The 25250-nt window shown below is 63.2% G+C and carries 24 protein-coding genes and 1 pseudogene; 18 read left to right on the top strand and 7 right to left on the bottom strand.

Going from position 1 to position 25250, the window contains the following annotated elements:
* Positions 1–29 precede the first annotated feature (29 nt).
* The 14 genes and pseudogenes from trbB (at position 30) to paoC (ending at position 13783) form a co-directional block, all read left to right on the top strand.
* Positions 30–1013 (top strand): P-type conjugative transfer ATPase TrbB, encoded by a 984-nt coding sequence (gene trbB, locus AC13QY_RS17350; protein WP_488493700.1) that lies wholly within the window; start codon positions 30–32, stop codon positions 1011–1013.
* The gene (locus AC13QY_RS17345) at positions 1010–1342 is read left to right on the top strand and encodes a TrbC/VirB2 family type IV secretion system protein (protein ID WP_488493699.1); all 333 of its coding nucleotides are present in this window, start codon (positions 1010–1012) and stop codon (positions 1340–1342) included. The genes trbB and AC13QY_RS17345 overlap by 4 nt, the downstream gene beginning before the upstream one ends.
* On the top strand, positions 1342–1623 hold the full coding sequence (locus tag AC13QY_RS17340; protein WP_271199532.1) for a VirB3 family type IV secretion system protein: 282 nt from the start codon (positions 1342–1344) through the stop codon (positions 1621–1623). Before AC13QY_RS17345 ends, AC13QY_RS17340 begins: the two co-directional genes overlap by 1 nt.
* Before the next feature lie 11 nt (positions 1624–1634).
* Positions 1635–4091: a conjugal transfer protein TrbE gene (gene trbE / locus AC13QY_RS17335; RefSeq protein ID WP_488493698.1), complete on the top strand. Its 2457-nt coding sequence runs from the start codon at positions 1635–1637 to the stop codon at positions 4089–4091.
* Entirely contained in the window at positions 4088–4858 is a 771-nt protein-coding gene (trbJ, locus tag AC13QY_RS17330) for a P-type conjugative transfer protein TrbJ (RefSeq protein ID WP_488493697.1), read from the top strand. Before trbE ends, trbJ begins: the two co-directional genes overlap by 4 nt.
* Positions 4859–4868: 10 nt before the next feature.
* Positions 4869–5144, top strand: a pseudogene (trbK-alt, locus tag AC13QY_RS17325) (putative entry exclusion protein TrbK-alt); the annotation flags it as partial.
* Between the two features lie 115 nt (positions 5145–5259).
* Positions 5260–6615, top strand: coding sequence for a P-type conjugative transfer protein TrbL (trbL, locus tag AC13QY_RS17320; RefSeq protein WP_488493696.1), 1356 nt, complete (start codon positions 5260–5262; stop codon positions 6613–6615).
* Positions 6615–7298 carry a conjugal transfer protein TrbF gene (trbF, locus tag AC13QY_RS17315; protein ID WP_488493695.1) on the top strand — a complete coding sequence of 228 codons (684 nt, stop codon included), beginning with the start codon at positions 6615–6617 and terminating at the stop codon, positions 7296–7298. Before trbL ends, trbF begins: the two co-directional genes overlap by 1 nt.
* Complete coding sequence (gene trbG / locus AC13QY_RS17310; RefSeq protein ID WP_488493694.1) at positions 7295–8344, top strand: P-type conjugative transfer protein TrbG; 1050 nt, start codon at positions 7295–7297, stop codon at positions 8342–8344. Before trbF ends, trbG begins: the two co-directional genes overlap by 4 nt.
* Complete coding sequence (locus AC13QY_RS17305) at positions 8341–9558, top strand: TraB/TrbI/VirB10 family type IV secretion system protein (protein WP_488493693.1); 1218 nt, start codon at positions 8341–8343, stop codon at positions 9556–9558. Before trbG ends, AC13QY_RS17305 begins: the two co-directional genes overlap by 4 nt.
* 1 nt (position 9559) lies before the next feature.
* Positions 9560–9805: a DUF2274 domain-containing protein gene (locus AC13QY_RS17300; RefSeq protein ID WP_488493692.1), complete on the top strand. Its 246-nt coding sequence runs from the start codon at positions 9560–9562 to the stop codon at positions 9803–9805.
* Between the two features lie 223 nt (positions 9806–10028).
* Positions 10029–10622 (top strand): aldehyde dehydrogenase iron-sulfur subunit PaoA, encoded by a 594-nt coding sequence (gene paoA, locus AC13QY_RS17295; protein ID WP_488493691.1) that lies wholly within the window; start codon positions 10029–10031, stop codon positions 10620–10622.
* Complete coding sequence (locus tag AC13QY_RS17290) at positions 10619–11569, top strand: FAD binding domain-containing protein (protein WP_488493690.1); 951 nt, start codon at positions 10619–10621, stop codon at positions 11567–11569. Before paoA ends, AC13QY_RS17290 begins: the two co-directional genes overlap by 4 nt.
* Before the next feature lie 3 nt (positions 11570–11572).
* On the top strand, positions 11573–13783 hold the full coding sequence (gene paoC / locus AC13QY_RS17285) for an aldehyde oxidoreductase molybdenum-binding subunit PaoC (RefSeq protein ID WP_488493689.1): 2211 nt from the start codon (positions 11573–11575) through the stop codon (positions 13781–13783).
* Between the two features lie 107 nt (positions 13784–13890).
* On the opposite strand, the gene AC13QY_RS17280 is transcribed toward paoC, so the two are convergent.
* Entirely contained in the window at positions 13891–14820 is a 930-nt protein-coding gene (locus tag AC13QY_RS17280) for a LysR family transcriptional regulator (RefSeq protein ID WP_488493688.1), read from the bottom strand.
* A 98-nt stretch (positions 14821–14918) separates the two neighbouring features.
* Between AC13QY_RS17280 and AC13QY_RS17275 the strand changes: the two genes are divergently transcribed.
* From AC13QY_RS17275 to AC13QY_RS17265, 3 genes are all read left to right on the top strand, one after another.
* On the top strand, positions 14919–15827 hold the full coding sequence (locus AC13QY_RS17275; RefSeq protein WP_488493687.1) for an AraC family transcriptional regulator: 909 nt from the start codon (positions 14919–14921) through the stop codon (positions 15825–15827).
* A 98-nt stretch (positions 15828–15925) separates the two neighbouring features.
* Positions 15926–16675 (top strand): SDR family oxidoreductase, encoded by a 750-nt coding sequence (locus AC13QY_RS17270; protein ID WP_488493686.1) that lies wholly within the window; start codon positions 15926–15928, stop codon positions 16673–16675.
* A 297-nt stretch (positions 16676–16972) separates the two neighbouring features.
* Positions 16973–17242 (top strand): helix-turn-helix transcriptional regulator, encoded by a 270-nt coding sequence (locus tag AC13QY_RS17265; protein WP_488493685.1) that lies wholly within the window; start codon positions 16973–16975, stop codon positions 17240–17242.
* Here AC13QY_RS17265 and AC13QY_RS17260 read toward each other — a convergent pair.
* From AC13QY_RS17260 to AC13QY_RS17245, 4 genes are all read right to left on the bottom strand, one after another.
* Complete coding sequence (locus AC13QY_RS17260) at positions 17232–18488, bottom strand: tyrosine-type recombinase/integrase (RefSeq protein ID WP_488493684.1); 1257 nt, start codon at positions 18486–18488, stop codon at positions 17232–17234. The genes AC13QY_RS17265 and AC13QY_RS17260 overlap by 11 nt on opposite strands.
* A gap of 319 nt (positions 18489–18807) precedes the next feature.
* Positions 18808–20370 (bottom strand): glutamine-hydrolyzing GMP synthase, encoded by a 1563-nt coding sequence (gene guaA, locus AC13QY_RS17255; RefSeq protein ID WP_069611063.1) that lies wholly within the window; start codon positions 20368–20370, stop codon positions 18808–18810.
* Between the two features lie 103 nt (positions 20371–20473).
* Complete coding sequence (locus tag AC13QY_RS17250) at positions 20474–21115, bottom strand: 5'-methylthioadenosine/S-adenosylhomocysteine nucleosidase (protein ID WP_069611064.1); 642 nt, start codon at positions 21113–21115, stop codon at positions 20474–20476.
* Positions 21112–21573: a PaaI family thioesterase gene (locus tag AC13QY_RS17245; RefSeq protein ID WP_113329908.1), complete on the bottom strand. Its 462-nt coding sequence runs from the start codon at positions 21571–21573 to the stop codon at positions 21112–21114. The genes AC13QY_RS17250 and AC13QY_RS17245 overlap by 4 nt, the downstream gene beginning before the upstream one ends.
* 162 nt (positions 21574–21735) lie before the next feature.
* Between AC13QY_RS17245 and AC13QY_RS17240 the strand changes: the two genes are divergently transcribed.
* A complete protein-coding gene (locus tag AC13QY_RS17240) occupies positions 21736–22812 on the top strand; it encodes a DUF2252 family protein (protein ID WP_113351522.1) in 1077 nt (358 codons plus the stop codon).
* Positions 22813–22826: 14 nt separating this feature from the next.
* On the opposite strand, the gene AC13QY_RS17235 is transcribed toward AC13QY_RS17240, so the two are convergent.
* Complete coding sequence (locus tag AC13QY_RS17235; RefSeq protein ID WP_113330043.1) at positions 22827–23630, bottom strand: alpha/beta fold hydrolase; 804 nt, start codon at positions 23628–23630, stop codon at positions 22827–22829.
* Between the two features lie 531 nt (positions 23631–24161).
* A complete protein-coding gene (locus AC13QY_RS17230; protein WP_113351381.1) occupies positions 24162–25247 on the bottom strand; it encodes a DUF1513 domain-containing protein in 1086 nt (361 codons plus the stop codon).
* Positions 25248–25250: the final 3 nt, after the last annotated feature.

Here is a 25250-nt window from a genome sequence, read left to right as displayed (position 1 = left end):
TCGCGGGCCCGCAAGAGAACGGGGACGACGTGGCATCAACTCACCAGAAATCCGAGGCGATCGTTCGCGGCGCGCGCATGCTGCGCACCGCGCTCGGCCCCGCCATCGCCCAGTTTCTGGAAGACCCCGCGATCGTCGAGGTGATGCTCAACCCCGATGGGCGGCTCTGGGTCGACCAGCTCTCGGAGGGTCTTTCCGACACCGGTGAACGGCTGTCGCCAGCCGATGGCGAGCGCATCATCCGGTTGGTCGCGCACCATGTTGGCGCCGAGGTCCATCCCGGCGCCCCACGCGTCTCGGCCGAACTGCCCGAAACGGGGGAGCGGTTCGAGGGGCTGCTGCCCCCCGTCGTGTCCGCGCCGGCCTTCGCGATCCGCAAGCCCGCCGTGGCGGTGTTCACGCTCGACGATTACGTCGCCGCCGGCATCATGGCGGCGGGCCAGGCCGAGACGCTGCGCCAGGCGGTCGGGGATCGGCGCAACATTCTCGTCGCCGGCGGCACCTCGACCGGCAAGACCACCCTCACCAACGCGCTGCTGGCCGAAGTCTCCAAGACCTCGGATCGCGTGGTCCTGATCGAGGACACCCGCGAGCTGCAATGCGCGGCGCCCAATCTCGTCGCCATGCGGACTAAGGACGGCGTCGCCTCGCTCTCCGATCTTGTCCGGTCATCGCTGCGCCTGCGCCCCGACCGCATTCCGATCGGCGAGGTGCGCGGCTCTGAAGCGCTCGACCTACTGAAGGCCTGGGGCACCGGCCACCCCGGCGGCGTGGGGACCATTCACGCCGGCACCGCGATCGGAGCGCTGCGCCGCATGGAGCAGCTCATCCAGGAAGCTGTGGTGACCGTCCCTCGCGCGCTGATCGCCGAAACGATCGATCTGGTCGCAGTGCTCTCCGGACGTGGCGCCTCACGCCGCCTCGCCGAACTCGCCCGCATCGAGGGCCTCGGCCCCGACGGCGACTACCGCGTCACCCCAGCAAGCCAGCCCCTCACAGGAGACCCGTCATGATCAAGCATGCTTTGCGCATTCGCCGCCACATCGCCACGGCGGTGTCCGTCGCCTTCCTGACGCTCGCCCTCGCGCCGGCCGCCCATGCGTCCGGTTCGTCGATGCCCTGGGAAGCGCCGCTTCAGTCGATCCTCGAATCGATCGAGGGGCCGGTCGCCAAGATCATCGCCGTGATGATCATCATCATCACCGGCCTGACGCTCGCCTTCGGCGATACGTCGGGCGGCGCACGCCGGCTGATCCAGATCGTGTTCGGCCTGTCGATCGCCTTCGCCGCGTCCAGCTTCTTCCTGTCGTTCTTCTCGTTCGGCGGCGGAGCGCTCGTCTGATGGCCGACGGCGCGGATCATGGCGGCGAGGTTCCGGGCTTTTCCGTGCCCGTCCACCGGGCGCTGACCGAGCACATCCTGCTCGGCGGCGCCCCGCGCTCGATCGCCATTCTCAACGGGACACTGGCCGCAGCCCTCGGCCTCGGCCTTCGCCTCTGGCTGGTCGGTCTCGGCCTCTGGGCTCTCGGCCACTTCGCCGCCGTCTGGGCAGCCAAGCGCGATCCGCAGTTCGTCGACGTCGTGCGCAAGCATCTGCGCATCCCCGGTCACCTGTCGGTCTGAGGAGCGGCGCGATGATGAACCTTGCCGAGTACCGCAACCGCAACACCCGGCTTGCCGATTTCCTGCCTTGGGCCGCGCTCGCCGGCGAAGGCGTCGTCCTCAACAAGGATGGCAGCTTGCAGCGCACCGCGCGCTTCCGCGGCCCAGATCTCGACAGCGCCGTGCCGGCCGAGCTGGTCGCCGTCGCCGGCCGGCTGAACAATGCCTTCCGTCGCCTCGGCTCCGGCTGGGCCATCTTCGTCGAGGCGCAGCGCCACGGCGCGGCGACCTATCCGGCCAGCACGTTCGCCGACAGCGCTTCCGCGCTGGTGGACGCCGAACGCAAGGCCGACTTCGAGGAAGCCGGCGCGCATTTCGAATCCAGCTACTTCCTCACCTTCCTGTACCTGCCGCCGGCCGAGGACGCGGCGCGTGCCGAGACCTGGCTCTATGAGGGTCGCGACCACGCTGGCGTCGATGCGCATGAGATTCTGCGCGGCTTCGTCGATCGCACCGATCGTATCCTCAATCTCATCGACGCGTTCATGCCAGAATGCGCGTGGCTCGATGACGCCGAGACGCTGACCTATCTGCATTCGACCATCTCGACGAAGCGGCACCGCGTCCGCGTTCCCGAGACGCCGATGTATCTCGACGCGCTGCTCGCCGATCAGCCGCTTATCGGCGGGCTCGAGCCGCGTCTCGGCGACACGAACCTGCGCATCCTCACCATCGTCGGTTTCCCGTCCGCGACGACGCCTGGCATTCTCGACGAGCTGAACCGGCTCGCCTTTCCCTATCGCTGGTCGACGCGGGCCATCATGCTCGACAAGACCGACGCCACCAAACTGCTGACCAAGATCCGGCGGCAGTGGTTCGCCAAGCGCAAGTCGATCGCCGCCATCCTCAAGGAGATCATGACCAACGAGGCCTCGGCGCTCGTTGACACCGACGCGGCCAACAAGGCGGCCGACGCCGACATGGCGCTGCAGGAGCTGGGCGCAGACTATGCCGGCCAGGCCTATGTGACGGCGACGATCACGGTCTGGGATGATGACCCCCGCATCGCCGCCGAGAAGCTCCGGCTGGTGGAGAAGGTCATCCAGGGCCGGGACTTCACGGCGATGGCCGAGACGATCAATGCCGTGGACGCCTGGCTCGGTTCGCTGCCCGGCCACGTCTACGCCAATGTCCGCCAGCCGCCCATCAGCACATTGAATCTCGCTCACATGATCCCGCTGTCAGCGGTGTGGGCGGGACCGGAACGGGACGAGCACTTCGATGCACCCCCACTGCTTTACGGCAGAACCGAGGGCTCGACCCCGTTCCGGCTTTCCATCCACGTCGGCGATGTCGGCCATACGCTGATCGTCGGGCCGACCGGCGCCGGCAAGTCCGTGCTGCTCGCACTCATGGCGCTTCAGTTCCGGCGCTATCCGCAATCCCAGGTCTTCGCCTTCGACTTCGGCGGATCGATCCGCGCGGCAGCGCTGGCCATGCGCGGCGACTGGCATGATCTCGGCGGCGGGCTGACCGACGGCGACGACGACAGCGTGTCGCTCCAGCCGCTGGCCCGCATCGACGACGTCGCCGAGCGCGCCTGGGCCTCCGACTGGCTGATCGCCATCCTCTCCCGCGAGAGCGTACCGGTCACCCCCGAGATGAAGGAGCATCTCTGGTCGGCACTGACCTCGCTGGCGTCCGCTCCCGTCGCGGAACGCACGCTGACGGGCCTCTCCGTCCTGCTCCAGTCCAACGACTTGAAGCAGGCGCTACGACCCTATTGCGTCGGCGGTCCCTATGGCCGGCTGCTCGACGCCGAGGCCGAACATCTCGGCGAGGCGAACGTCCAGGCCTTCGAGACCGAGGGGCTTATCGGCACGGGCGCAGCCGCCGCCGTACTCGCCTATCTCTTCCATCGCATAGAGGACCGCCTCGACGGCCGGCCGACGCTCCTGATCGTCGATGAGGGCTGGCTCGCCCTCGACGACGAAGGGTTCGCCGGGCAGCTCCGCGAGTGGCTGAAGACACTGCGCAAGAAGAACGCCAGCGTCATCTTCGCCACTCAGTCGCTATCGGACATAGATGGCTCGGCGATCGCGCCGGCCATCATCGAGAGCTGCCAGACGCGCATCCTTCTGCCCAACGAGCGCGCGATCGAGCCGCAGATCACCGCCATCTACCGCCGCTTCGGTCTCAACGACCGCCAGATCGAGATCCTCGCGCGGGCCATGCCCAAGCGCGACTACTACTGCCAGTCGCGGCGCGGCAATCGCCTGTTCGAGCTGGGCCTGTCGGACGTGGCCCTGGCGCTGTGCGCGGCCTCGTCGAAACAGCACCACGCGATGATTGCCGACGTCCATGCCCGCAGCGGCACGGACGGGTTCCTGCGCGAGTGGCTCGCGGCGAACCGGCTCGACTGGGCTGCCGACCTCATCGCCGGCCTCACCAATGTCATCCCCCAAAACGAACCGGAGGTACGCCCATGACCCGTTCCCTTCAAAGCCGCGCACGCACGCTGCGCATGACGGCCGCAATTCTTGCGACCCCTCTTGCTCTGTCTCCTGTCCTCACGCCGCCGGCCGCGGCGCAGTGGATCGTCTACGACCCGACCAACTATGCGCAAAACGTGTTGACGGCGGCGCGCACGCTCCAGCAGGTCAATCAGCAGATCACCCAGCTTCAGAATGAAGCGACCATGCTGATCAATCAGGCCCGCAACCTGGCGAGCCTGCCATACTCCTCGCTCCAGCAGCTCCAGCAGTCCGTCCAGCGCACGCAGCAGCTTCTGCAACAGGCGCAGGGCATCGCGCTCAACGTCCAGCAGATCGACCGCGCGTTCCAGACCACCTACGGCAATGCCTCGATGTCCGCCTCCGATCAGGCGCTCGTCACGCAGGCGCGCGAGCGCTGGCAGAACACCGTCGGTGGCTTGCAGGACGCGATGCGCGTGCAGGCCGGCGTCGTCGGCAACATCGACACCAACCGCAGCGAGATGTCGGCGCTGGTCGGCCAGAGCCAGGGCGCGACCGGCGCGCTGCAGGCGACACAGGCGGGCAACCAACTCCTAGCCCTTCAGGCGCAGCAGCTCGCCGACCTCACCGCCGTCGTCGCTGCCAATGGCCGCGCCCAGAGCTTGTCCGAGGCCGAGCGGGCGGCAGCGGCCGAACAAGGCCGCGAGCAGCGCCGTCGCTTCCTGACGCCGGGCAGCGGCTACCAACCCGGCAACGCCCGCATGTTCCCGAACGGCAACTGAGGGCACGGCGATGGACGGGAAGATGCTCGCGCGCCTCGGCGCTGTCGTGTTCGTCGCGGTCGCGGTCACCGCGACCGCGATCGAGATGACCCGGAAAGAGGAAGCGCGGGAGACCTGGCCGTCCGGCCGCGCCGCGGAGACGCCGGCCGATCCCCTGCGAGAGGCATTGATCCGCTGCCAGGCGCTCGGCGAGGAGGGACCGCGCGATCTGGAATGCCGCCGTGCGTGGGCCGAGAACCGCCAACGCTTCCTCGCGCCCGGCGCCCGTCCCGCCGAGCGTTTGCCGGACATGCCGCCCGCACCGCGCGATGGTCTCACCCCGCAGTCGCAGCGGACCGAAGTACCCGCCGCGCCACCCGCCGCACCGAACACCCCGCAACTCGACGAGGCGCGATAAAATCATGGGCGGCACCGGCGTCATCGACCACTTCCTCGAGGTCTTCACTCGCTACATCGACAGCGGCTTCGGCCTGCTCAGCGGCGAGGTCGCCTTCATCGCCACGACGCTGATCGTCATCGACGTGACACTCGCGGCGCTGTTCTGGAGCTGGGGCGCCGACGACGACATTATGGCGCGGCTGGTCAAGAAGACCCTGTTCGTCGGCGTCTTCGCCTACATCATCGGCAACTGGAACAACCTCGCCCGGATCGTCTTCGAGAGTTTCGCCGGCCTTGGCCTGAAGGCGAGCGGCACCGGCTTCTCGACCGCGGATCTCATGCGTCCTGGGAAGGTCGCGCAGACCGGCCTCGATGCCGGCCGACCGCTGCTCGATTCCATCTCCAGCCTGATGGGCTATTGGTCGTTCTTCGAGAACTTCATCCAGATCGCCTGCATGTTCCTCGCCTGGGCACTGGTCCTGCTCGCCTTCTTCATCCTCGCCATCCAGCTCTTCGTCACGCTTATCGAATTCAAGCTGACGACACTCGCCGGCTTCGTGCTGATTCCCTTCGGCCTGTTCGGCAAGTCCGCCTTCATGGCGGAGCGCGTGCTCGGCAACGTCATCTCGTCCGGTATCAAGGTTCTCGTGCTCGCCGTCATCATCGGCATCGGCTCGACGCTCTTCTCCGAATTCACATCGGGCTTCGGCGGCCAGAACCCGACGATCGACGAGGCGATGGCGATCGTCCTCGCCGCGCTGTCGCTCCTCGGCCTCGGCATCTTCGGCCCCGGCATCGCCAGCGGCATCGTCTCCGGCGGCCCGCAGCTCAGCGCCGGCGCGGCGGTCGGAACCGGCCTCGCCGCAGGCGGCATGGTCGCAGCAGGGGCTGGCCTCGTCGGCGCTGCCGCATCCGGGGGCGCAGCCCTGGCCGGCGGGGCGGCCGCAGCCGCTCGCGGCGGCGCAGCCGTCGCGGGAGGTGCATCCACCGCCTACAGCCTCGGCGCAGCCGGCCAATCTGGCGCGGCCGGCGTCGCATCCGGTCTCGGCGGTGTCGCCCGCGCAGGCGGGAGTGCCACCGTCTCGCCGCTGCGTCGTGCCGCGTCGCGTGCCGCCGAAAGCATGCGCTCCAGCTTCAGTGCCGGCGGGAAGGCCGTATTCGAAGCCACGGGCGGCTCATCCACCATGGGCTCGACCGGTGGCGACGCCGCCGGCGACGGCGCCGCGCCCGCAAGCGCCGGCAGCCCGCCTGCCTGGGCGCAGCGGATGCGGCGCTCCCAACGCATGACCCATGCCGTCCAGGCCACGGCCCACGCCGTCCGCTCCGGCGACGCCCACGGCGGCGGCTCTTCCGTCAATCTCTCCGAAGGCGATCGCTGATGTTCAAACGACCCTCCACCCACTACGGCAAAGCCCCCGAGCCAGAGACGCCTTACCAGCGCGCCGCCCAGGTCTGGGACGAGCGCATCGGCGCCTCGCGCGTGCAGGCCCGGAACTGGCGCCTCATGGCGTTCGGCTCGCTGATCCTCTCGGCCGGGTTCGCCACCGCGCTCGTCGTGCAGTCGGCACGCGGAACCATCGTGCCGTGGGTGGTGCAGGTCGATCGGCTCGGGCAGGCGCAGGCGGTCGCACCTGCCGAGGCCGATTACCGTCCGACCGATCCGCAGATCGCTTTCCATCTGGCGCGCTTCATCGAGCAGGTCCGCAGCATTCCGGCCGACGCCATCATCGTGCGCCAGAATTGGCTGCGCGCCTATGACTTCACGACCGATCGCGGCGCGGTGGCGCTCAACGACTATGCCCGCTCTAACGACCCGTTCACGCGCGTCGGCCGCCAGCAGGTCGCCGTCGACGTCTCCAGCGTCATCCGCGCCTCTCCGGACAGCTTCCGCGTCGCCTGGGTCGAGCGCCGCTACGAAAACGGCCAGCTCGGCGAGACCACGCGCTGGACCGCGATCCTGACGATCGTCGTGCAGGTCCCCCGCAACGCCGATCGGCTGAGGGCGAACCCGCTCGGCATCTACGTCAACGCCATCAACTGGTCACGGGAGCTTGGGCAATGAAGCCGTCTTTCCGTAAAGCCGGAAACCCGGCTTCACACACATTCGTTTTCCCGGCTCTCAGGAGAGCCGCAATCCCGATGGTCCTGCTGGCGACGACCGCGCTCGCCGGCTGCGCCACCACCAACCCGCCGCCCGAGATCTCCTACGACAACGCGGCTCCCGCCGTGCAGACCGTCGATCCGCCGGCGCCGGTCACCGTGGTCGAGCTGCCGCGCCCGCTCCCACTGCCCGGTCAGTTGCAGCGGGTGGAGCCCTCGCGGCGCGCACCCGAGCCGACAGATCCGACCGCACGGGTGAACCAGGCCAATGCCGCCGCGCGCATCCAGCCCGTGCGCGACGGCTTCATCAATTCGATGCAGGTTTACCCCTTCACGCAAGGCGCGCTCTATCAGGTCTATACCGCTGTCGGACAGATCACCGACATCGCGTTGCAGCCGGGTGAGCAGCTCGTCGGCTCCGGACCGGTCGCCGCCGGCGACACGGTCCGCTGGATCATCGGCGACACCGAGAGCGGATCGGGGGCGACGCGGCAGATCCATATCCTGGTGAAGCCAACGCGGCCTGACCTGATGACGAACCTCGTCATCAACACCAACCTGCGCACCTACCACATGGAGCTGCGCTCGACCGAGCGGACCTATATGGCCTCGGTGTCCTGGCAGTATCCGCAGGACCAGCTCATCGCATTGCGCCGCCAAAACCAGCAGGCTGAGGCCGCGCAGCCGGTAGCATCCGGCGTCGACCTCGCCAACGTCAATTTCCGCTACGCGATCGAAGGGGACCGCGCGCCGTGGCGGCCGCTCCGCGCCTTCGACGATGGCCGCCAAGTGTTCATCGAATTCCCGCGCGGGATCGGCCAAGGTGAGATGCCGCCGCTCTTCGTGGTCGGCCCCGAGGGCAACACCTCCGAACTGGTCAACTACCGCGTGCGCGGGCACCACATGATCGTCGACCGCCTCTTTGCCGCTGCCGAACTTCGCTTCGGCGCCGGCGACCGCCAGCGGCGCGTTCGCATCACCCGTACCGACGGGAGGCCGTCGTCGTGAGCGAGAACCCGCCCCGGAATGAGGAAGTGCCGGACGATGCGCAGCCGCTGGCCGGCGAGCCGGCGAGCGCCGCGCCGATGCGGCTGCGCGCCGAACCGCCCCGCGTCACCCGATTGTCGCGGAAGGTTCTCGCCGGCGTCGGCCTGGTCGCGAGCGTCGGACTCGGCGGCGCCCTGATCTACGCGCTCCAGACCCGCGACGGAGGACGTCCGAACGACGAACTCTATTCGACGGAGAACCGCTCGACCGCCGATGGGCTCGCCGGTCTCCCGCGCGATTACAGCGGCGTGCCGCGCTTGGGTCCACCGCTGCCGGGCGATCTCGGTCGCCCCATCGTCAGCGCCCAGGATCGTGGACAGCCTGTGCCGACGCCAAATGTCGTCCCCCCGAATCCCGGCATCAGCCCGGAGGAACAGCGCAGGCTGCAGGAGATTGAAACGGCGCGGACGAGCAGGCTCTTCTCCGGAACCGAGACACGCGCCGGAGCGGGAGCCCCCGCATCCGTTATCGCGCCTCCGCCGGTGCCTGACCTGGCCAGCCTCGGTCTATCGCCTCCTCCAGCGACACCTTCTGCGCAGGACCGTCAGAACGCCTTCCTCAATGCGGCCGCAGATCGCAGGACCGTTGCGCCCGACAGGGTTGCGGCACCAGCCTCGCCCAACATCCTTCAGGCGGGAGCCGTGATTTCCGCTGCGCTGATCACCGGCATCCGTTCCGATCTTCCAGGCCAGATCACCGCGCAAGTCACCGAGAACATCTATGACAGCCCGACCGGCCGCATCCTCCTCGTGCCGCAGGGTACGCGCGTCATCGGCCAGTACGACAACAACGTGCAGTTCGGGCAGAGCCGCGTTCTGCTCGTCTGGAACAGGCTGATCTTCCCGAATGGCCGCTCGATCGTGCTGGAGCGTCAGCCTGGCGCTGACGCCGAGGGCTACGCCGGCCTGCAGGACGGTGTCGATTATCACTGGTGGGATCTTGCCAAGGCGGCCGGGCTCTCGACGCTGCTCAGCGTGGGCGCCGAGCTCGCCGTGGACAATGATGACCGTCTTATACAGGCGATCCGCAACGGTGGCCAGGACACCATCAATGACGCTGGCCAGCAGATCGTCAGGCGTCAGCTCAACATCGCGCCGACGCTGACGATCCGACCGGGTTTTCCTGTCCGGGTGATCGTCACGCGCGACATAGTGCTCGAACCATACGGAGGCTGAGATGACAAAGCTAAAACTCGGCGCAATCGCCGACGATAAGCCGACTAAGGTGACGATCGAGCTGCCGGCGCCGCTATACCGGGACCTCACGGCTTATGCCGAGGTGCTGGCGCGCGATACGGGACAACCGGTCATCGACCCTGCAAAGCTGATCGCCCCGATGCTCCAGCGCTTCATTGCGACGGACCGTGGCTTCGCTCGCGCACGTCGGAGTTTGCCAAACCCGGCGCCGGATCCTGGTGAATGAGCGCCAGTTGCCGCTCACTGGCCTGAGGCCACGGCTCGCGCTTTATAGAAGCTGCGGACTTGTGGACGATCTATAACTAAAATAAGACTTCAAATTATTTATCGCCCAGCCTTGGCGCGATAGCCTCCGCTCGTGGGAAAATTCCTCGAGCATCCGGAGGTGCGCAAAGTTGACATGTGGAAAGCTCACAATTTCGAGGCGCGATCTGCTCCGCAGCAGCGCAATGGCCTTGGTGGTCTCGAAGACCTTAGATGAAGAAGCGTTTGCGCAGACCTCTAGCAGTTTGCCTGCGAATAATTCACAGCCAACACTTCCAGTTGCTTTCGAGGTGAATGGGCGCGCGCGGAAACTCGACCTGGATCCGCGAACGACATTACTCGACGCTCTTCGCGAGCATCTAAACCTCACTGGCACCAAGAAAGGCTGCGATCATGGTCAATGCGGCGCCTGCACGGTGCTGGTCAACGGCCGTCGCATCAATGCCTGTTTAACGCTTGCCGTGATGCACGAGGGCGAAAGTGTCACGACGATCGAAGGTCTCGGGACACCCGAGAACATGCATCCGATGCAGTCCGCCTTTGTCCGTCATGATGGCTATCAGTGCGGCTACTGCACTCCGGGTCAAATCTGCTCGGCGGTGGCGATGATTGAAGAGATCAAGGCTGGCGTGCCGAGCCATGCGGCCACAGACGTCGCGGAACCGCCGACGCTGTCCGATAGCGAAATCAGAGAGCGAATGAGCGGGAATATCTGCCGTTGCGGAGCCTATCCCAACATCGTCGCTGCTATCACCGAAGTTGGAGGAGCCGCACTGTGAGACCATTCACGTATCACCGTGCTGCTTCGCCGGCCGAAGCCGCCGAAATGGCCTCCATCTTTCCTGATGCCCGCTTCGTGGCCGGCGGCACCAACCTGCTCGACCTCATGAAGCTTCAGATTGAGCGCCCCTCGCATCTCGTCGACATAAACCACATTGGGCTCGACACGATTTCGGAAACGTCCGAGGGAGGTATCCGCATCGGCGCGTTGGTGAAGAACACAGATCTGGCCGCGAACGCTCGTGTGCGCCAACACTATCCGCTATTGAGCCGCGCACTGCTTGCCGGCGCATCCGCGCAACTTCGCAACAAAGCGACGACCGCAGGAAACCTGCTGCAAAGGACCCGCTGTCCGTACTTCTACGATGCTGATCAACCTTGCAACAAGAGACAGCCTGGCACGGGCTGCTCGGCGATCGGCGGTGTCAGTCGGAGTCATTCCGTCATCGGCGGAAGCGACGCGTGCATCGCTACCCACCCCAGCGATATGGCGGTCGCCATGCGCGCGCTCGATGCGACGGTCGAGACGGTAAAAGCGGACGGCACCATACGCAGAACAAGCATCGCTGACTTCCACCGTCTTCCAGAAGAAACGCCCCAGATCGAGAATGATCTGGCACCGGGAGAACTCATCACTTCGGTTGTACTTCCTCGCCCTGTGGGCGGGAAGCAAATCTATCACAAGGTACGCGATCGGGCCTCATATGCGTTCGCTCTCGTCTCGGTCGCCGCAATCATCTGGCCAGACAAGAGCGGACGAGTCGCCCTCGGCGGCGTCGCCCCAAAGCCGTGGCGTGTAGAGTCGGCCGAAGCCGAACTCCCGCGCAACGCCAAGTCCGCCATGTCGGCAATTCTCGCAGATGCGAAGCCGACACACGAAAACGCCTACAAGCTTCTACTCGCCGAGCGAACGCTTGGTGGAATCCTGGCGAACGTCGAGGAGTGAGCCATGAAATTTGACGCCCCGACAGGGACCAACCCGATCGATCGGCTGGAGGTCATCGGCAAGCCGATTGACCGGATCGAGGGCCCTTTGAAGGTCGCTGGCACAGCGACATATGCATATGAGTACAACTCGGTGACTAACGCAGCCTATGGTCACATCGTCGGCGCCGGCATCGCACGGGGCCGCATCGAGAGCATTGATGATGCCGACGCGCGGCGGGCGCCCGGAGTGATCGCCATCCTGACATATCAAAATGCAGGCGTTCTTGGCCCTACCTCGCTTTTGAAATCCAAGCTGCTGGCTGGACCGAATATCGAGCACTATCACCAAGCGATCGCGCTCGTGGTCGCTGAAACGTTCGAGCAGGCTAGAGACGCCGGCGCCCTGATCCGAATCCATTATGCCCGCGCCGAAGGGCGCTTTGATCTGGCCGCTCAGCAAGCGAGCGCGCCTCTTGCGCCCGAGTATTTCCTTGGACCGTCGGAAAGCCACATCGGCGATTTCGATTCCGCCTATGCTGCTGCGCCGGTTCAGCTTGATGAGACGTATATGACGCCTGATCAGAGCCACGCGATGATGGAGCCTCAAGCGACCGTCGCGATGTGGGAAGGGAACAGGCTTACCTGCTGGACGTCCCATCAGACCGTGGCCGTCGCGATGGCGGATCTGGCCAGCGTGCTTGGAGTAGCGAAGGAAAACCTTCGTATCGTGACGCGCTTCGTCGGCGGCGGGTTTGGCTCCAAGAGCTTCATACAATCCGACATCGTGCTCGCGGCTTTGGGAGCCCGTCTCGCGCGCCGGCCAGTTAAAGTGGCAATGCAGCGGCACTTGAGTTTCAACAATACCACCCATCGGCCAGCGACGATCCAGCGGATCAGACTAGGCGCGATGAAGGATGGCACCATCACCGCTTTCGGCCACGAGTGTCTGTTCGGCAACGTACCAGGCGGCTGGCAGGAGAGTGGCATCGTTCCGACGCGCCACCTGTATGCCGGCGCGAACCGGCTGAGTGCCTTGCGAATGGCGACGCTTGATCTTCCCGAAGGCAGTGTGATGCGAGCACCCGGAGAGGCCTCCGGGATGATGGCCATAGAAGTCGCAATGGACGAGATGGCCGAAAAGCTCGGCATCGATCCCGTCGAGTTTCGCATCATCAACGATGCGAAGATGAGTCCCGAAAATCCAGAGCGCGCTTTCTCGCTAAGGCAATTTGTCGAATGTTTCCGCGTTGGCGCGGAGCGCTTTGGCTGGAGCAAACGCAACCCCATTCCGCGACAGAGCCACGACGGGCAGTGGCTCGTAGGGCTGGGCACCGCCGCTGCCATTCGTGGAGCGTTGGCAATGCCATCGGCGGCTCGGGTGCGTCTCGGTCGAGACGGCGTCATAACGGTCGAAACGGACATGACCGACATTGGTACCGGCAGCTACACCATCGTCGCTCAGACGGCGGCAGAGATGATGGGAGTCGGCATCGAAAAGGTCGCCGTGAGGATGGGCGATTCAATCCTACCGCCTAGCGCAGGCTCCGGAGGACAGTTTGGCGCAGCGTCGGTGACGGCGGCCGTCTATGCCGCTTGCATCAAGCTCCGCGAAGCGATCGCCCAGCAAGTCAACTTTAGCGGGGCAATCGTAGAATTTGCCGAAGGACATATTCGGTCGGCTGGCCGCAGCGTGCCGCTCACCGAGGTAGCCGCCAGTGGGGACTTGGTCGGCGAGGATGTCACCGAATATGGCGACCTCTTCAAACGATATGATCAGCAGACATTTGGCGCGCATTTCGTCGAGGCGGCCGTAAGTTCAGTGACAGGAGAGGTCCGGGTCAGGCGCATGTTGGCCGTATGTGCCGCAGGCCGCATCCTGAACCCCAAAACAGCGCGCAGCCAGATAATAGGCGGCATGACAATGGGCATAGGCGCAGCCCTCATGGAAGAGCTAGTAGTCGACAAACGTCAGGGCTTCTTCGTCAATCATGACCTGGCGGGATACGAGGTTCCGGTACATGCTGACGTTCCAGAGCAGTCCGTGATCTTCCTCGACGAAGTGGATCCGATGACGGGACCGCTCAAGGCGAAAGGCATCGGAGAGCTTGGCATAGCGGGCGCCGCCGCAGCCATTGCGAACGCCGTCTATAACGCAACGGGCGTTCGGGTGAGGAAATATCCTGTGACGCTGGAGAAGCTAGTGGCGCATCTGCCACCGCTTGAACAGCAATGATTGGCGGCTGGCGTCCTGGGCGACTTCGCAACGCATTTATCGCCTGTGAGGGGTGCACAGAACAGGTCGCGCCCGTGGGGAAGTCGGGGCTTGTTCCGAGAGCCTCGCTAATCGGTTTCGTGGCCGCAGGGCACGGCTTGCCTGCGAGCGAGGGATGTGCCCATGTCGATCAAGTTCTTAAGCACTCGATTAGCGCTACTCGCGCGCCAAATAATACTCGAGGGGACGCGCTCATCGTCTCCCGCGATCGGTATGAAAACGACGCTATTGGATTGGCCTCCGCCGCCCTGCAGCATCGCCAGCGTAATGCCGAACCCTTGAGCCACGAGACTGAGCAGGTTTTCTTGACTGACTCTCTGAACGTCGATCCTCGGCCGGAGACCGACCACCGACAGTCGTCTAATAAGATGATCATGGATTTCTGGTCCGACCCCGTCATCACTGACGATGAACGTCTCTCCTCGTATCTCCGACCATCGAACAACCTTATTGTTTGCGAGCTCGTGCCCGGTCGGCAGCGCGACGCAGATGCGCTCCTCCCAAAGCGGGAGAGCTTGGCAGCCCGGGAATTGATGTACCCCAGAGACAAAGGCAGCGTCCAACCTCCCCGCCAGAACGCTGCTAGCGTTCGACTGCGATGATCCTTCCTCCAACAGGAGTGAGACGTTCGGGTACTGCCGCTTGAACGTCCCGAGCAGATCCGAGAGGAGGCCCCCTGAGAGGGAGGCGGTTACGCCGATCCACAGCGCACCCTCTCTTCCAGGGAACGGCTGCCTCAAGTTCATGGTCGCAAGTTTGAGTTGTTCGGCAGCAGGGGCTGCCTCCTGGATGAATCGCTCGCCATCCGGCGTCAAACGGGTTCCTCTCGGTCCGCGCTCGAACATCGAAACACCAAGTCGCCGTTCCAGCAATTGTACCCGGCGGCTGACGGTTGACTGGGAGGTTTGCAGCACATTCGCTGCTTGGCGGAAGCTTCCGAGGTCTGCCACCAGCATGGCATAGCGCAGGTAACGGAGGTCTAGCGTGACATCAGGCAAATGGTTCATCTCCTTGGTTGGGGAGACGGCCGAGGCTAGACAGCGCGCTACAGACTTTCTATAATTTTCTGTCCTTATTTAATTATAGGCCGTCCAAAATGGATCCCGTCAGTGATGTCATCGCCCTGCTACGTCCAAGCACGGCCGTAGCCAAGCCGATTAGCGGCCGCGGCAGATGGGGTATCCGCTACGCCCCTAACAATGCCCCGGGCTTCGCGATCATACTCAAAGGTGAAGCTTGGCTATCACTCGACGGTGGTGACCACATCCCGATCCGGAAGGGCGATTTTCTCCTTCTTCCGACTACGCCTGGCTTCACGATGAGCAGCCGTGTTGACGTGGCGTGTGAGCTGCGGGAACCACTCGACGTGCCAGTTCGGCATGGGGAGCAAGATGGAGAAGCGGATTTTATCGCGTTGGGCGGCACGTTCCGCATTGAGCAGATCAACGCACCGCTGCTCCTGGCGCTTCTTCCCACCTTCATCCATATCCCTGCCACTGAGGGAAGGACGGGGCGGCTCACCCGAGTAATCGAACTTATCTCCGAAGAATGTGGAAACGACGAGCCAGGGAAGGAAATGCTACTCCAGCGTCTGCTTGAGGTTCTGCTCATAGAGGCGCTCCGGTGGCGTGGCATCAGTGACGATGTCGATCGTGTCGGCTTGCTGAGGGGCATGCGCGACCCAATCCTCGCAAGAGTGCTGCGCGCCATGCACGCGGATGTTCGAGCAGGGTGGACGGTCGCTAGCTTGGCGAAGGTCGCAGGCCTCTCACGATCAGCCTTCGCTTCCCGATTTGGTGAGGTCCTAGGCTGCGGCCCCATTGAGTATTTGGCGCGTTGGAAGATGGCACTCGCGAAGGACGCTCTCATGCGGGGCGCCAAAACGCTCGATAGAATTGCAGACGAGATAGGATACGAATCCGCGAGCGCATTCAGCACGGCATTTCGCAAACGGCTCGGTTGCTCTCCCGGAAAATTTGCGCGCGAGGCCGGCGGAGGCGGTTGAGAATATTGGACAGTTGAACATTAATACAAGATTTTAGATTATATATCGTCCCGCCGTCTTGCTCTAAAAGAGGACCATCAACCCTATGGAGGTCCTCTATGCAAACAATCCTGATCACAGGTAGCTCTTCCGGCTACGGGCTGGAAACAGCTCGGCACTTCCTTGCCAACGGTTGGAACGTCATCGCGACAATGCGGACGCCCAATGCCGAGGTTCTTCCCCGCTCCGACCAACTCACGATTCTTCCGCTCGACGTCACGAGCGAGGACAGCATCGCTGCGGCAGTTGAAGCCGCGGGTCCGATAGATGCCCTGGTCAACAATGCCGGCATAGGTGTGGTGGGGGCCTACGAAGTCACCCCGATGTCGCACATCCGCAAGGTCTTTGAAACCAACACCTTCGGCGTTATGGCGACGACGCAGGCCGTCATCCCGCAGATGCGGGAGCGCGGCTCGGGCGTCATCGTGAACGTCACCTCCACGGTAACTCTGGCCGCCTTTCCTCTCGCAGCCGTTTATACGGCCAGCAAACAGGCCATCGAAGGCTTCACTGGCTCCCTCGCGCACGAGCTCGCGTACTTCGGCATCCGCGCGAAGCTTGTCGAACCAGGATACGGGCCGACCACGCGCTTCGCCCAGAACACGGATGTGAAGGTCGAGGACCTAATACCCGAAGCTTATGCTGATTTTGCCGCTCCGATCTTCCAAGCATTCGGCAACCCGCAGGCCACCACCAAGGAAATCGATGTCGCCAAGGCGGTCTGGGAGGCGGTTCACGACACTTCCGACAAACTGCACTTCCCGGCTGGCGAGGATGCCATCGAAATTGCGAAGGCACGTTTTGGCTGAGCCCCGGCCGCATTGATCATCTGAGATCGGTGCGGAAAGTCAGGCGGTAGAGGAGCCCCCCTCTGCCGCCTGATATTTTGATAGTAAACGTCCTGCCGCCTGATTGGACTTGGCGAGCAAGCTGCGAGGTGCCCAGGCTCTCGACCATGTCCGCTCGCGAGCAGCCAACATTCTCACACGCCTATCCGTTTTACACGCTAGAGCGCGATAATCCCGCACGCGCCGGGCCGGAGACTTTAAAGTATCGGATCTATCGTCTTCTATCTCCGTCTGACGAGATGGAAGAAGGAACTGAATATGAGCGCATCTCCCTCCGCACTCCGCCGGACCATTCGCCGGCAGCAACTGCGGGAAATTGTCCCCCTTGCTGACAGCACAATCTACGACATGGAGCAGCGGGGCGATTTTCCACAGCGCTTCTACCTGACCTCACGTTGCGTTGTCTGGGATCTGACCGAGATTGAGGCCTGGCTGGACGCCCGGCGCAGCGCTTCTCAGACCAAGACGATCAAACGAGCGCCGGCGCCCGACGTGCGGCTGCGCCGTTCACGGCCCGTCAGAGACTAGGCTCCAGCTCCAGCATATCCATCGTGGGAGGAAGAAGCGTAGGCCTGTATTTCTGTCCTGCGACCCATGCGTCGATCAAGTTTGACCATTCTTGCATCATGTGGCGGCGCTGGTGCTCATACTCGGCCTTGTTGTAGACGCCTCGGGACGATCGTCCATCCTCGTGCGCTAGGCACTTCTCGATCCAGTCGCTGTTGAAGCCAAGCTCGTTCAACAAAGTCGATCCAGTGCGCCGCAGATCGTGAACGGTGAATGGGTTGAGCGGAAGTCCCTCCCTCTTCGCCCTAGCGACGACCGCTGTTGTGATGCGATTGAACGTCGCTCGCGACATTGGTGCGTCGGCGTCGTAGCGTGATGGAAGGACATATCGCGAATTACCAGCGCAGGTTTTCAGCGCCACGAAAATATCGATAGCCTGCTGGGATAGGTAGACGTTATGGGGTTTCGAACGCTTCATCCGCTCTTTGGGAATTGACCAGACCGCGTTCTCAAAATCGACTTCATCCCACGTCGCGTCCTGCAGTTCGCTCTTCCTGACCATCGTCAGAAGAAACAGCTTCATCCCCAGTCGGATCGTCGGCAGCGTCGGAACATGCTCAAGCTGTCCAAGCATGACGCGGATCTCCGCTGGAGAAAGAGACCTGTCCTTTGGGACGAAGGTCGCTATCGAGGCAGGCCCGACCTCATCCGCTGGGTTCTGGACCTTCTCGCCGTGGAGAATGGCAAACGCGAAGATCAGCTTTACGATATCTCGCACGTGAACCGCCGTGGCAGGCGCACCCCGTTCCTTCACCTTTCCGCACATCAACCGAAGATCGTCCGCCGTGATCTCGGTCAAAAGCCTGTTCCGAAATGTCGGCAGGATGTCGCGTTCATAGATCGAGCGCCGCATTGCCTTCGTGCTATCCGCCATGCGCGACTCGTCGAACCACCTCTCACCAAATTCTCCGAACCGCTTGGCTTCCTTCAGCCGCCGCTTATCGTGCTGCTTCTCCTGCGCTGGAGAGCGTCCCTCTCCAATCACCCGCTTCGCATCGATCAGCTTCTCTCTGGCCCGAGCAAGCGATAGGCCTTCCGGGCCGTACCGTCCGAGCGTTAGCGTCTCACGCCGTCCGTTCAGACGATAGTCGTAGCGGAACACAACCACTCCCGAGGGTTGGACGACCACATACATACCGTCACGATCGCTGATCTTGTACAGTTTCTTTTGCGGTTTCAATGCCTTGATGGCGGCGTCGGTAAGCATGGGAACCTCCAAAATTGCCAAATTTTCGAGGAGAGGCGCCCGCTTATACCGTCAGGCCGAAACTTGCACTGCTGTAAGCCGAATATTCTTTTCAGATCAGTGGGTTACGTCACAAAAAAATACCGTCAGCGTCTCTCTTGACCCTGACGGTATAGTGTTTCTCTCACGCGAACAAGTTGACCAATACCGTCCGCTATACCGTCAAACTGGAGCACTGCCCCTCGATAGTTGCCGATAGACGGAGGAATATTTTCCATTCATTATCAATGGGATGCGGAGAAGAGTAGCGTAGTTTCGGATACCCTCGGAGGGGTTCAAATCATTCCCACTCGATCGTGCCGGGCGGCTTCGAAGTGACGTCGTAGACCACGCGGTTGATGCCGCGGACTTCGTTGATGATGCGGGTCGCGGCGCGGCCGAGGAATTCCATGTCGTAGTGATAGAAATCCGCCGTCATGCCGTCGACGGAGGTGACGGCGCGCAGCGCGCAGACGAATTCGTAGGTGCGGCCGTCGCCCATGACGCCCACGGTCTGGACCGGCAAGAGTACGGCGAAGGCCTGCCAGATGGCGTCGTAGAGGCCGGCCTTGCGGATCTCGTCGAGATAGATGGCATCGGCTTCGCGCAGGATTTCCAGCTTCTCGCGGGTGATGCCGCCGGGGCAGCGAATTGCGAGGCCGGGACCGGGGAAGGGATGGCGGCCGATGAAGCTGTCGGGCAGGCCGAGCTCTTTGCCGAGCACGCGCACTTCGTCCTTGAAGAGTTCGCGCAGCGGCTCGACGAGCTGCATCTTCATGCGCTCCGGCAGGCCGCCCACATTGTGGTGCGACTTGATGGTGACCGAGGGACCGCCGGTGAAGGAAACGCTCTCGATGACGTCGGGATAGAGCGTGCCCTGGCCAAGGAAATCGGCACCGCCGAGCTTCTTGGCCTCATCCTCGAAGGTCTCGATGAAGAGGCGGCCGATGATCTTGCGCTTGGTTTCGGGGTCGGAAACACCCTCGAGCTCGCCGATGAAGCGGTCGGAAGCATCGACATGGATCAAATGCAGATTGTAGTGCTCACGGAACATGGCGACGACGTTTGCCGCCTCGTCCTTGCGCATCAGGCCGTGGTCGACGAGGATGCAGGTCAGCTGATCGCCGACTGCCTCGTGGATCAGCAGGGCGGCAACGGAGGAATCGACGCCGCCGGAAAGAGCGCAGATGACGCGCTTGTCGCCCACCTGATCGCGGATCGCCTGAACCGCCTTGGCGCGATAGGCCGACATCGACCAGTCGCCCTTGATGCCGGCGATATTGTGGATGAAGTTGCCGATCAGCTTGGCGCCATCGGGCGTATGCACGACTTCCGGATGGAACTGCACGCCGTAATATTTGCGCTTCTCGTCGGCGATAAAGGCGTAAGGCGCATTCGAGGACGTCGCGACCACTTCGAAACCTTCCGGCAGCGCGGTGACGCGGTCGCCGTGGCTCATCCAGACCTGATGGCGCGAACCGTTGGACCACAATCCTTCGAAGAGAGCGCAATCCTTGTCAACTTCCAGGAAGGCGCGGCCGAATTCACGGTGATGGCCGCTCTCGACCTTGCCGCCGAGCTGCATGCACATGGTCTGCTGGCCGTAGCAGATGCCGAAGACCGGGATGCCGCTGTCGAAGATGATCTGCGGCGCTCGCGGCGAGCCTTCGTCCACGGTCGAGGCCGGACTGCCCGACAGAATCACGGCCTTCGGCTGCAGCCGCTTGAAGCCAGCTTCGGCGGATTGGAAGGGAACGATTTCGCAGTAGACGCCCGCTTCGCGCACACGCCGTGCGATGAGCTGCGTCACCTGGCTGCCAAAATCGACGATGAGAACGGTATCGGGATGTGCTGTCTGGGTCATGACGAGCCTTTAATGAAAAGCGCTTTCCCTGGCAATCGGGCAAATCACGTGAGAGCCGATTTTATTGTCCCGATTGTCCTTACTTTGCTTAGTTTCTGGCCCCTCAGAACCAGAATACGCCGTCTTCCAGCGCCGTAAACAGGCCGTCGACGGCATAGGAGAGTTTGCGGTCGATCACATGCAGATATTCCGTCCAGTCGGAAATGTGCTGCAGATCGACCTTCCCGTCGGAAATGCCCCGCAGGCCGATCAGCGGCAGGCCATAGGTCTGGCAGGCGCGCAGCACCGCGAAGGTTTCCATGTCGACCATGTCGGTGCCAATGCGCTCATAGGCCTCCGCGCCGGAGACGATATTGGCGCCGGTCGAAAGGCTGCCCTCGGCAATGGTCGGGATGCGCAGCGGCAGTTCGATCGTCGCGGGCAGATCGAGAAAGGGCGTACGGCCCTTTTCGAAGCCGAGCGGCGAGGCATCCATGTCGCGGTAGGAAACCGAGGTGACTTGGTAGACTTCCGTCTGTTCCAGCCTGGCGGAACCAGCCGAGCCGAGCGACACCACGAGATCGGGAAGATCGCCCTGGGCTTCGAGCTGCGCGAAGGCGCGGGTAAGCGCGATGGCCGCCTCCACCGGCCCGACGCCGGTCATCAGCGGATCGATGCGCGAGCGCAGGAACGGGCCATACTCGGCCTCGGCCGCCATGACGAACAGGATCGATTTGCCCGATACCCGCTTCAATTCGAATTTCATCCGCTAATTCCCTCTCTGCCCCGGATGACCATCATCGTTCCTGTCATCGAGGCGATCAGCTTGGCTGGCCCATCGCCGATGGCATAGCCGCGTCCGTCGGCGACGATGATCGTCGTGCCGGGCTTGGTGACATCGCCGCGAAACAGGAAGCGCTCACCGCGCCCCGGCGACATCAGATTGATCTTGAATTCGATCGTGAGGATCGATGCGGAAGGGTCGATGACGCTATAGGCGGCAAAGCCGCAGGCCGAATCCAGCGCCGCGGCAATGATGCCGGCGTGCAATATGCCATGCTGCTGCGTCAGCTTGATATCGAAGGGCAGCTCGATCTCGACCGTTCCGTGTTCGACGCGCGTCAGCTCTGCGCCGATCGTCGCCATCGCGGCCTGCCGCTCGAAGCTGGTCCTGATACGGCTCCGAAAATCGCCGCTGGTCCCCGTATCGTCTGCCCCTGTCATGCCGTCCCCTTTCGCGGGTGCGAAATTGGCACGGGGAGGCGGTTTGGACAAGGGTTATCCGGTGGAAAAGCGGAGGCGTTCCAGCCTCCACTCCGGACATCGAATTTCCACGATCGGATCGTCATGCTATCCGAAGCGATGATGCTTGTGGCGAGGGCGCAGATGACGACGATCCGGCAATCAGTGGATGCCTACGAGACCTGGATGCGGGCGCAGCTCGGCGCCGATCTGGTCGAAGCGGGTCTGGCAAAGAAGCACAAGCTGATGAAGGCCGACAGCTTCTCCTTCCTGCGCGGTACCTATTGGCGCTGGGCGGAAACCATCCTCGACGTCTGCCCCGAGCTCAAGAGCGCGCCGCAATTGCTGGCGATCGGCGATACGCATCTGGAAAATTTCGGCACCTGGCGCGATGAAGAAGGCCGCCTCGTCTGGGGCGCCAATGATTTCGACGAGGCGGCCGTCATGCCCTATGCGCTCGATCTTGTACGCCTTGCCACGAGTGCCATGCTTGCGCGCGGCGAGGACGGCCCGACGCTGCGTGTTGTTGCCGACAGCATCCTCGCCGGCTATCGCCGCGGACTGCGCGAGCCGTCTCCCGTCATTCTCGAGCGCGATTACAAATGGCTGCGCAATGCCGTCTTGCTGCCGAACGCCGAGCGCAAAACCTTTTGGGAGAAATACCGCAACCTGCCGCCGGCGACGGATCCCGTGGCGGACCGCTACCTCAAGGCACTGCGCAAGGCATTGCCCGAACCAGCGACGACATTCGAGCCGAAACCGCGTCTGGCCGGCACCGGCAGCCTGGGCCGTCCGCGCTTCATCGCCTATGTCGAATGGCGCGGCGGCCCGGTATTGCGCGAGGTCAAGGCGCTTCTGCAATCCGGCTGGTCGCTGAAGCACGATCCGTCGGACAGGACGATCCGGACGGGTATTATCGCCGGCGGGCGGGCGCGCTCACCCGATCCGCGCTATCAGGTGGACGGAGGCTTGCTGGTGCGCCGGCTCTCGCCCAACAGCCGCAAGATCGAAGTCGACGGTGATGCCGAGGTGCTGCTGTCGCCTGACATGCTCGATCTGATGGGGTTTGAAATCGCCAATTGCCACGCCAACGATGCTTCGCTCGTTCCCGGTATTCTGGCCGATCTCGATGCGCGCAATGCCGATTGGCTGCGTGTGGCCGCCAAGGCGGCGGCCGCAGCGGTCACGGCGGAGCAGGCGGAATTTGCGGGAAGAGGCTAAGGCCGGCGAACCGGTCAATGCCCAGCAGCTTCCAGGATCAGATGGGCGATTGTATCGGGATGCGAGATCAGCGAGAGATGGCTGGCCTTCACCTCGATCGTCGTCGCGCCCATCCGCTTGGCCATGAAGCGCTCCAGATCCGGATTGATCGTCCTGTCTTCGGTGGAGACCGCATACCAGCTGGGCTTGCTGCGCCAGGCGGCCTGCGTGGTCTTGCCGGACAGAAGCGCCTTCTGGAAGGGCTGCTGCACGGCATAGAGCACCTCGGCCTTGGCCTTAGGCAAGTCGCCGGCGAAGTCGCGCAGGAACGCTTCCTCGGTCAACCGTCCTTCGTCACCATCAAAGACGATGCCGGCTGATGCCGGCGGTGTCGGATATGTCTTGGCGAGCGCCGTATAGTCTTCGCCGGCATCCGGTGCGCGGGCGGCGACATAGACGAGCGCGGAAACCTTCGGATGCACACCGGCTTCGGTGACGATCATGCCGGAGAAGGAATGGCCGACGAGGACAGTCGGGCCGTCCTGACGATCGAGAACCCGCTGCGCGGCCCCCACCGCTTCCGGAAGTGTCGTCAACGGATTTTGTACCGCCGTGCAGTTCAGCCCCCTGGACTGCAGCCGGGCGATAACCTCCGTCCAGCAGGAGCCGTCTGCGAAAAGTCCGTGGGCCAGGACGACATTGCGTGCCTTCAATGGCGCAGACTTAACCGCTCCGGATGCGGGTTTCGCATTGCTGGCGGCCACGCCGCGCGCGGAAACGAGGGAGGCAGCGGCGCCGGCGATAATGGCGGTCGAGAAACTCCGTCTGGTCATCATCATGATCGTGATCCTTATGGTTGGAGGATTAATAGGCGCCAGAAAGCCGTCCGCGCCGAATGTCGGAGCGGCAAAGCTTCTGAAATTCTGTATGTCTCGGAGCGGCATATGATCAAACGCGCGGATCAAATATGGCCGATCCTGTATTCCTGTTCAGCGTCGAGCTTACCTTGTGTATGCAAAGCGGAGGCTGTTGATTGTTTGTGTATTCGAAGTGGCGGATTTGGTCAATAATTGGATGCGTAACGGTTGCGTGATGGGTTATATGTATGCGAACACAATGAGGTGATATGCTTTTGCATACAGCCTTGGTTGACCTTGCCGAGGTAGGAGCGATGGTGGGCGACGCTGTTGAAGATCGCGAGTTGCTGTCGGAGCGTATTCACAGCCCGAAACCATCGTGCAGGCTATAGCAGAAGAGGATGGGGAAATGGCGTCGCGGCCCATGTGGAGACATATGCTGAATGCCGCGACGGCATTGCGGCGCTTTATCGAGGCAGCAAGCTTACCTGAGCATTGCAGCCAAAGTCCGGCTCAGCCGCGGGCGATCCGCACGATATGCTGATCCCAGGCGACATCGCTGTGCGCACCGAGGAAATTGCCGTCGTAGGATGAGACGGCAAAACCATGCCGTGCCGGCGCGATGCCAGCCGCATCGGCGATGCTCTCCACCTTCAGCACCTGGCCCGTCGGCGCATCCAGCGTAACCGAGGTTCCTTCGATCGGTGATGTCACGCCGACCAGATTTTCGGCGCGATTGACGGCGATGGCGCCGACGTAATTGCCAAGTGCCCGCGTGGTCTCGTCGGGCAGGGTGACGAAACTCAGGTCCTCGCCTCTCGCGAAATGGCCGACAAGCGGCGGCAGGTCGTTGCGATGCCCTTCATATTGGCAAGCGAACCAGACGCGGCCACTGGCGTCGATATCGACATGCCGGGTCGAGACCTGCGCATATTGCGCCGGCAGCGTATGTTTTTCGATCAGCTGGCCGCTCGCGGCGTCGATCAGCGTCAGCGACGGTTCCATGTGATCGAGGTTGAGCTTGGTGCGGCCGAAATCCGGATGGGTCTCGATGCCACCATTGGCGACGATCAGGAATCTGCCATCGTCTGAAACCGTCATGTCGTGCGGGCCGACGCCATAGGTCTCGTATTCGCCGATGCGGGCAAAACGGTTGCTGCTGTCGTAGAGCCCGATGATGCCGCGATTATTGTCGAAATCATTCTCGCTGGCATAGAGCAGCCTGCCATCCGGCGAAAACGTGCCGTGCCCGTAGAAATGCCGGCCTTCTCTAGCGGAAATGACGATCGGCTCGGCCTTGTTCCAGGGATCGAAGATCATCGCATAGGTGCCGGGCCGGCGCGCGAAGGCGACGGTCTTGCCTGTTGCCTTTGAGAAGGCCATGCCATGGGCGCGGGCGGGCAGCGCCACCTGATCGATGATGCGCCCCTGTTCGGTCACCGTCGCAACGGCGAAGGAGCCGTCGGCGGCGCGGATGCCGGAGGCATAGACAGCATCCGCCCGCTCCAGCGCCATCAGCGCGCTAGGCTTCAGAGCTGCAAGGAAGGTCAGCCCCGCGGCTTTGACAAAAGCTCTCCGATCGATCAGGCCGCTGCGCATCGC

The organism is Martinezella sp. CNPSo 3795 (assembly GCF_057784475.1).
This window is presented reverse-complemented; position numbering and strand designations above follow the sequence as displayed.

Coding starts and splice junctions, on each gene's coding strand:
- AC13QY_RS17345 (WP_488493699.1), top strand. CDS start 1,010: ATGATCAAGCATGCTTTGCGCATTCGCCGCCACATCGCCACGGCGGTG.
- AC13QY_RS17340 (WP_271199532.1), top strand. CDS start 1,342: ATGGCCGACGGCGCGGATCATGGCGGCGAGGTTCCGGGCTTTTCCGTG.
- trbE (WP_488493698.1), top strand. CDS start 1,635: ATGATGAACCTTGCCGAGTACCGCAACCGCAACACCCGGCTTGCCGAT.
- trbJ (WP_488493697.1), top strand. CDS start 4,088: ATGACCCGTTCCCTTCAAAGCCGCGCACGCACGCTGCGCATGACGGCC.
- trbL (WP_488493696.1), top strand. CDS start 5,260: ATGGGCGGCACCGGCGTCATCGACCACTTCCTCGAGGTCTTCACTCGC.
- trbF (WP_488493695.1), top strand. CDS start 6,615: ATGTTCAAACGACCCTCCACCCACTACGGCAAAGCCCCCGAGCCAGAG.
- trbG (WP_488493694.1), top strand. CDS start 7,295: ATGAAGCCGTCTTTCCGTAAAGCCGGAAACCCGGCTTCACACACATTC.
- AC13QY_RS17300 (WP_488493692.1), top strand. CDS start 9,560: ATGACAAAGCTAAAACTCGGCGCAATCGCCGACGATAAGCCGACTAAG.
- paoA (WP_488493691.1), top strand. CDS start 10,029: ATGGCCTTGGTGGTCTCGAAGACCTTAGATGAAGAAGCGTTTGCGCAG.
- paoC (WP_488493689.1), top strand. CDS start 11,573: ATGAAATTTGACGCCCCGACAGGGACCAACCCGATCGATCGGCTGGAG.
- AC13QY_RS17275 (WP_488493687.1), top strand. CDS start 14,919: ATGGATCCCGTCAGTGATGTCATCGCCCTGCTACGTCCAAGCACGGCC.
- AC13QY_RS17270 (WP_488493686.1), top strand. CDS start 15,926: ATGCAAACAATCCTGATCACAGGTAGCTCTTCCGGCTACGGGCTGGAA.
- AC13QY_RS17265 (WP_488493685.1), top strand. CDS start 16,973: ATGAGCGCATCTCCCTCCGCACTCCGCCGGACCATTCGCCGGCAGCAA.
- AC13QY_RS17260 (WP_488493684.1), bottom strand. CDS start 18,488: ATGCTTACCGACGCCGCCATCAAGGCATTGAAACCGCAAAAGAAACTG.
- guaA (WP_069611063.1), bottom strand. CDS start 20,370: ATGACCCAGACAGCACATCCCGATACCGTTCTCATCGTCGATTTTGGC.
- AC13QY_RS17250 (WP_069611064.1), bottom strand. CDS start 21,115: ATGAAATTCGAATTGAAGCGGGTATCGGGCAAATCGATCCTGTTCGTC.
- AC13QY_RS17245 (WP_113329908.1), bottom strand. CDS start 21,573: ATGACAGGGGCAGACGATACGGGGACCAGCGGCGATTTTCGGAGCCGT.
- AC13QY_RS17240 (WP_113351522.1), top strand. CDS start 21,736: ATGACGACGATCCGGCAATCAGTGGATGCCTACGAGACCTGGATGCGG.
- AC13QY_RS17235 (WP_113330043.1), bottom strand. CDS start 23,630: ATGATGATGACCAGACGGAGTTTCTCGACCGCCATTATCGCCGGCGCC.
- AC13QY_RS17230 (WP_113351381.1), bottom strand. CDS start 25,247: ATGCGCAGCGGCCTGATCGATCGGAGAGCTTTTGTCAAAGCCGCGGGG.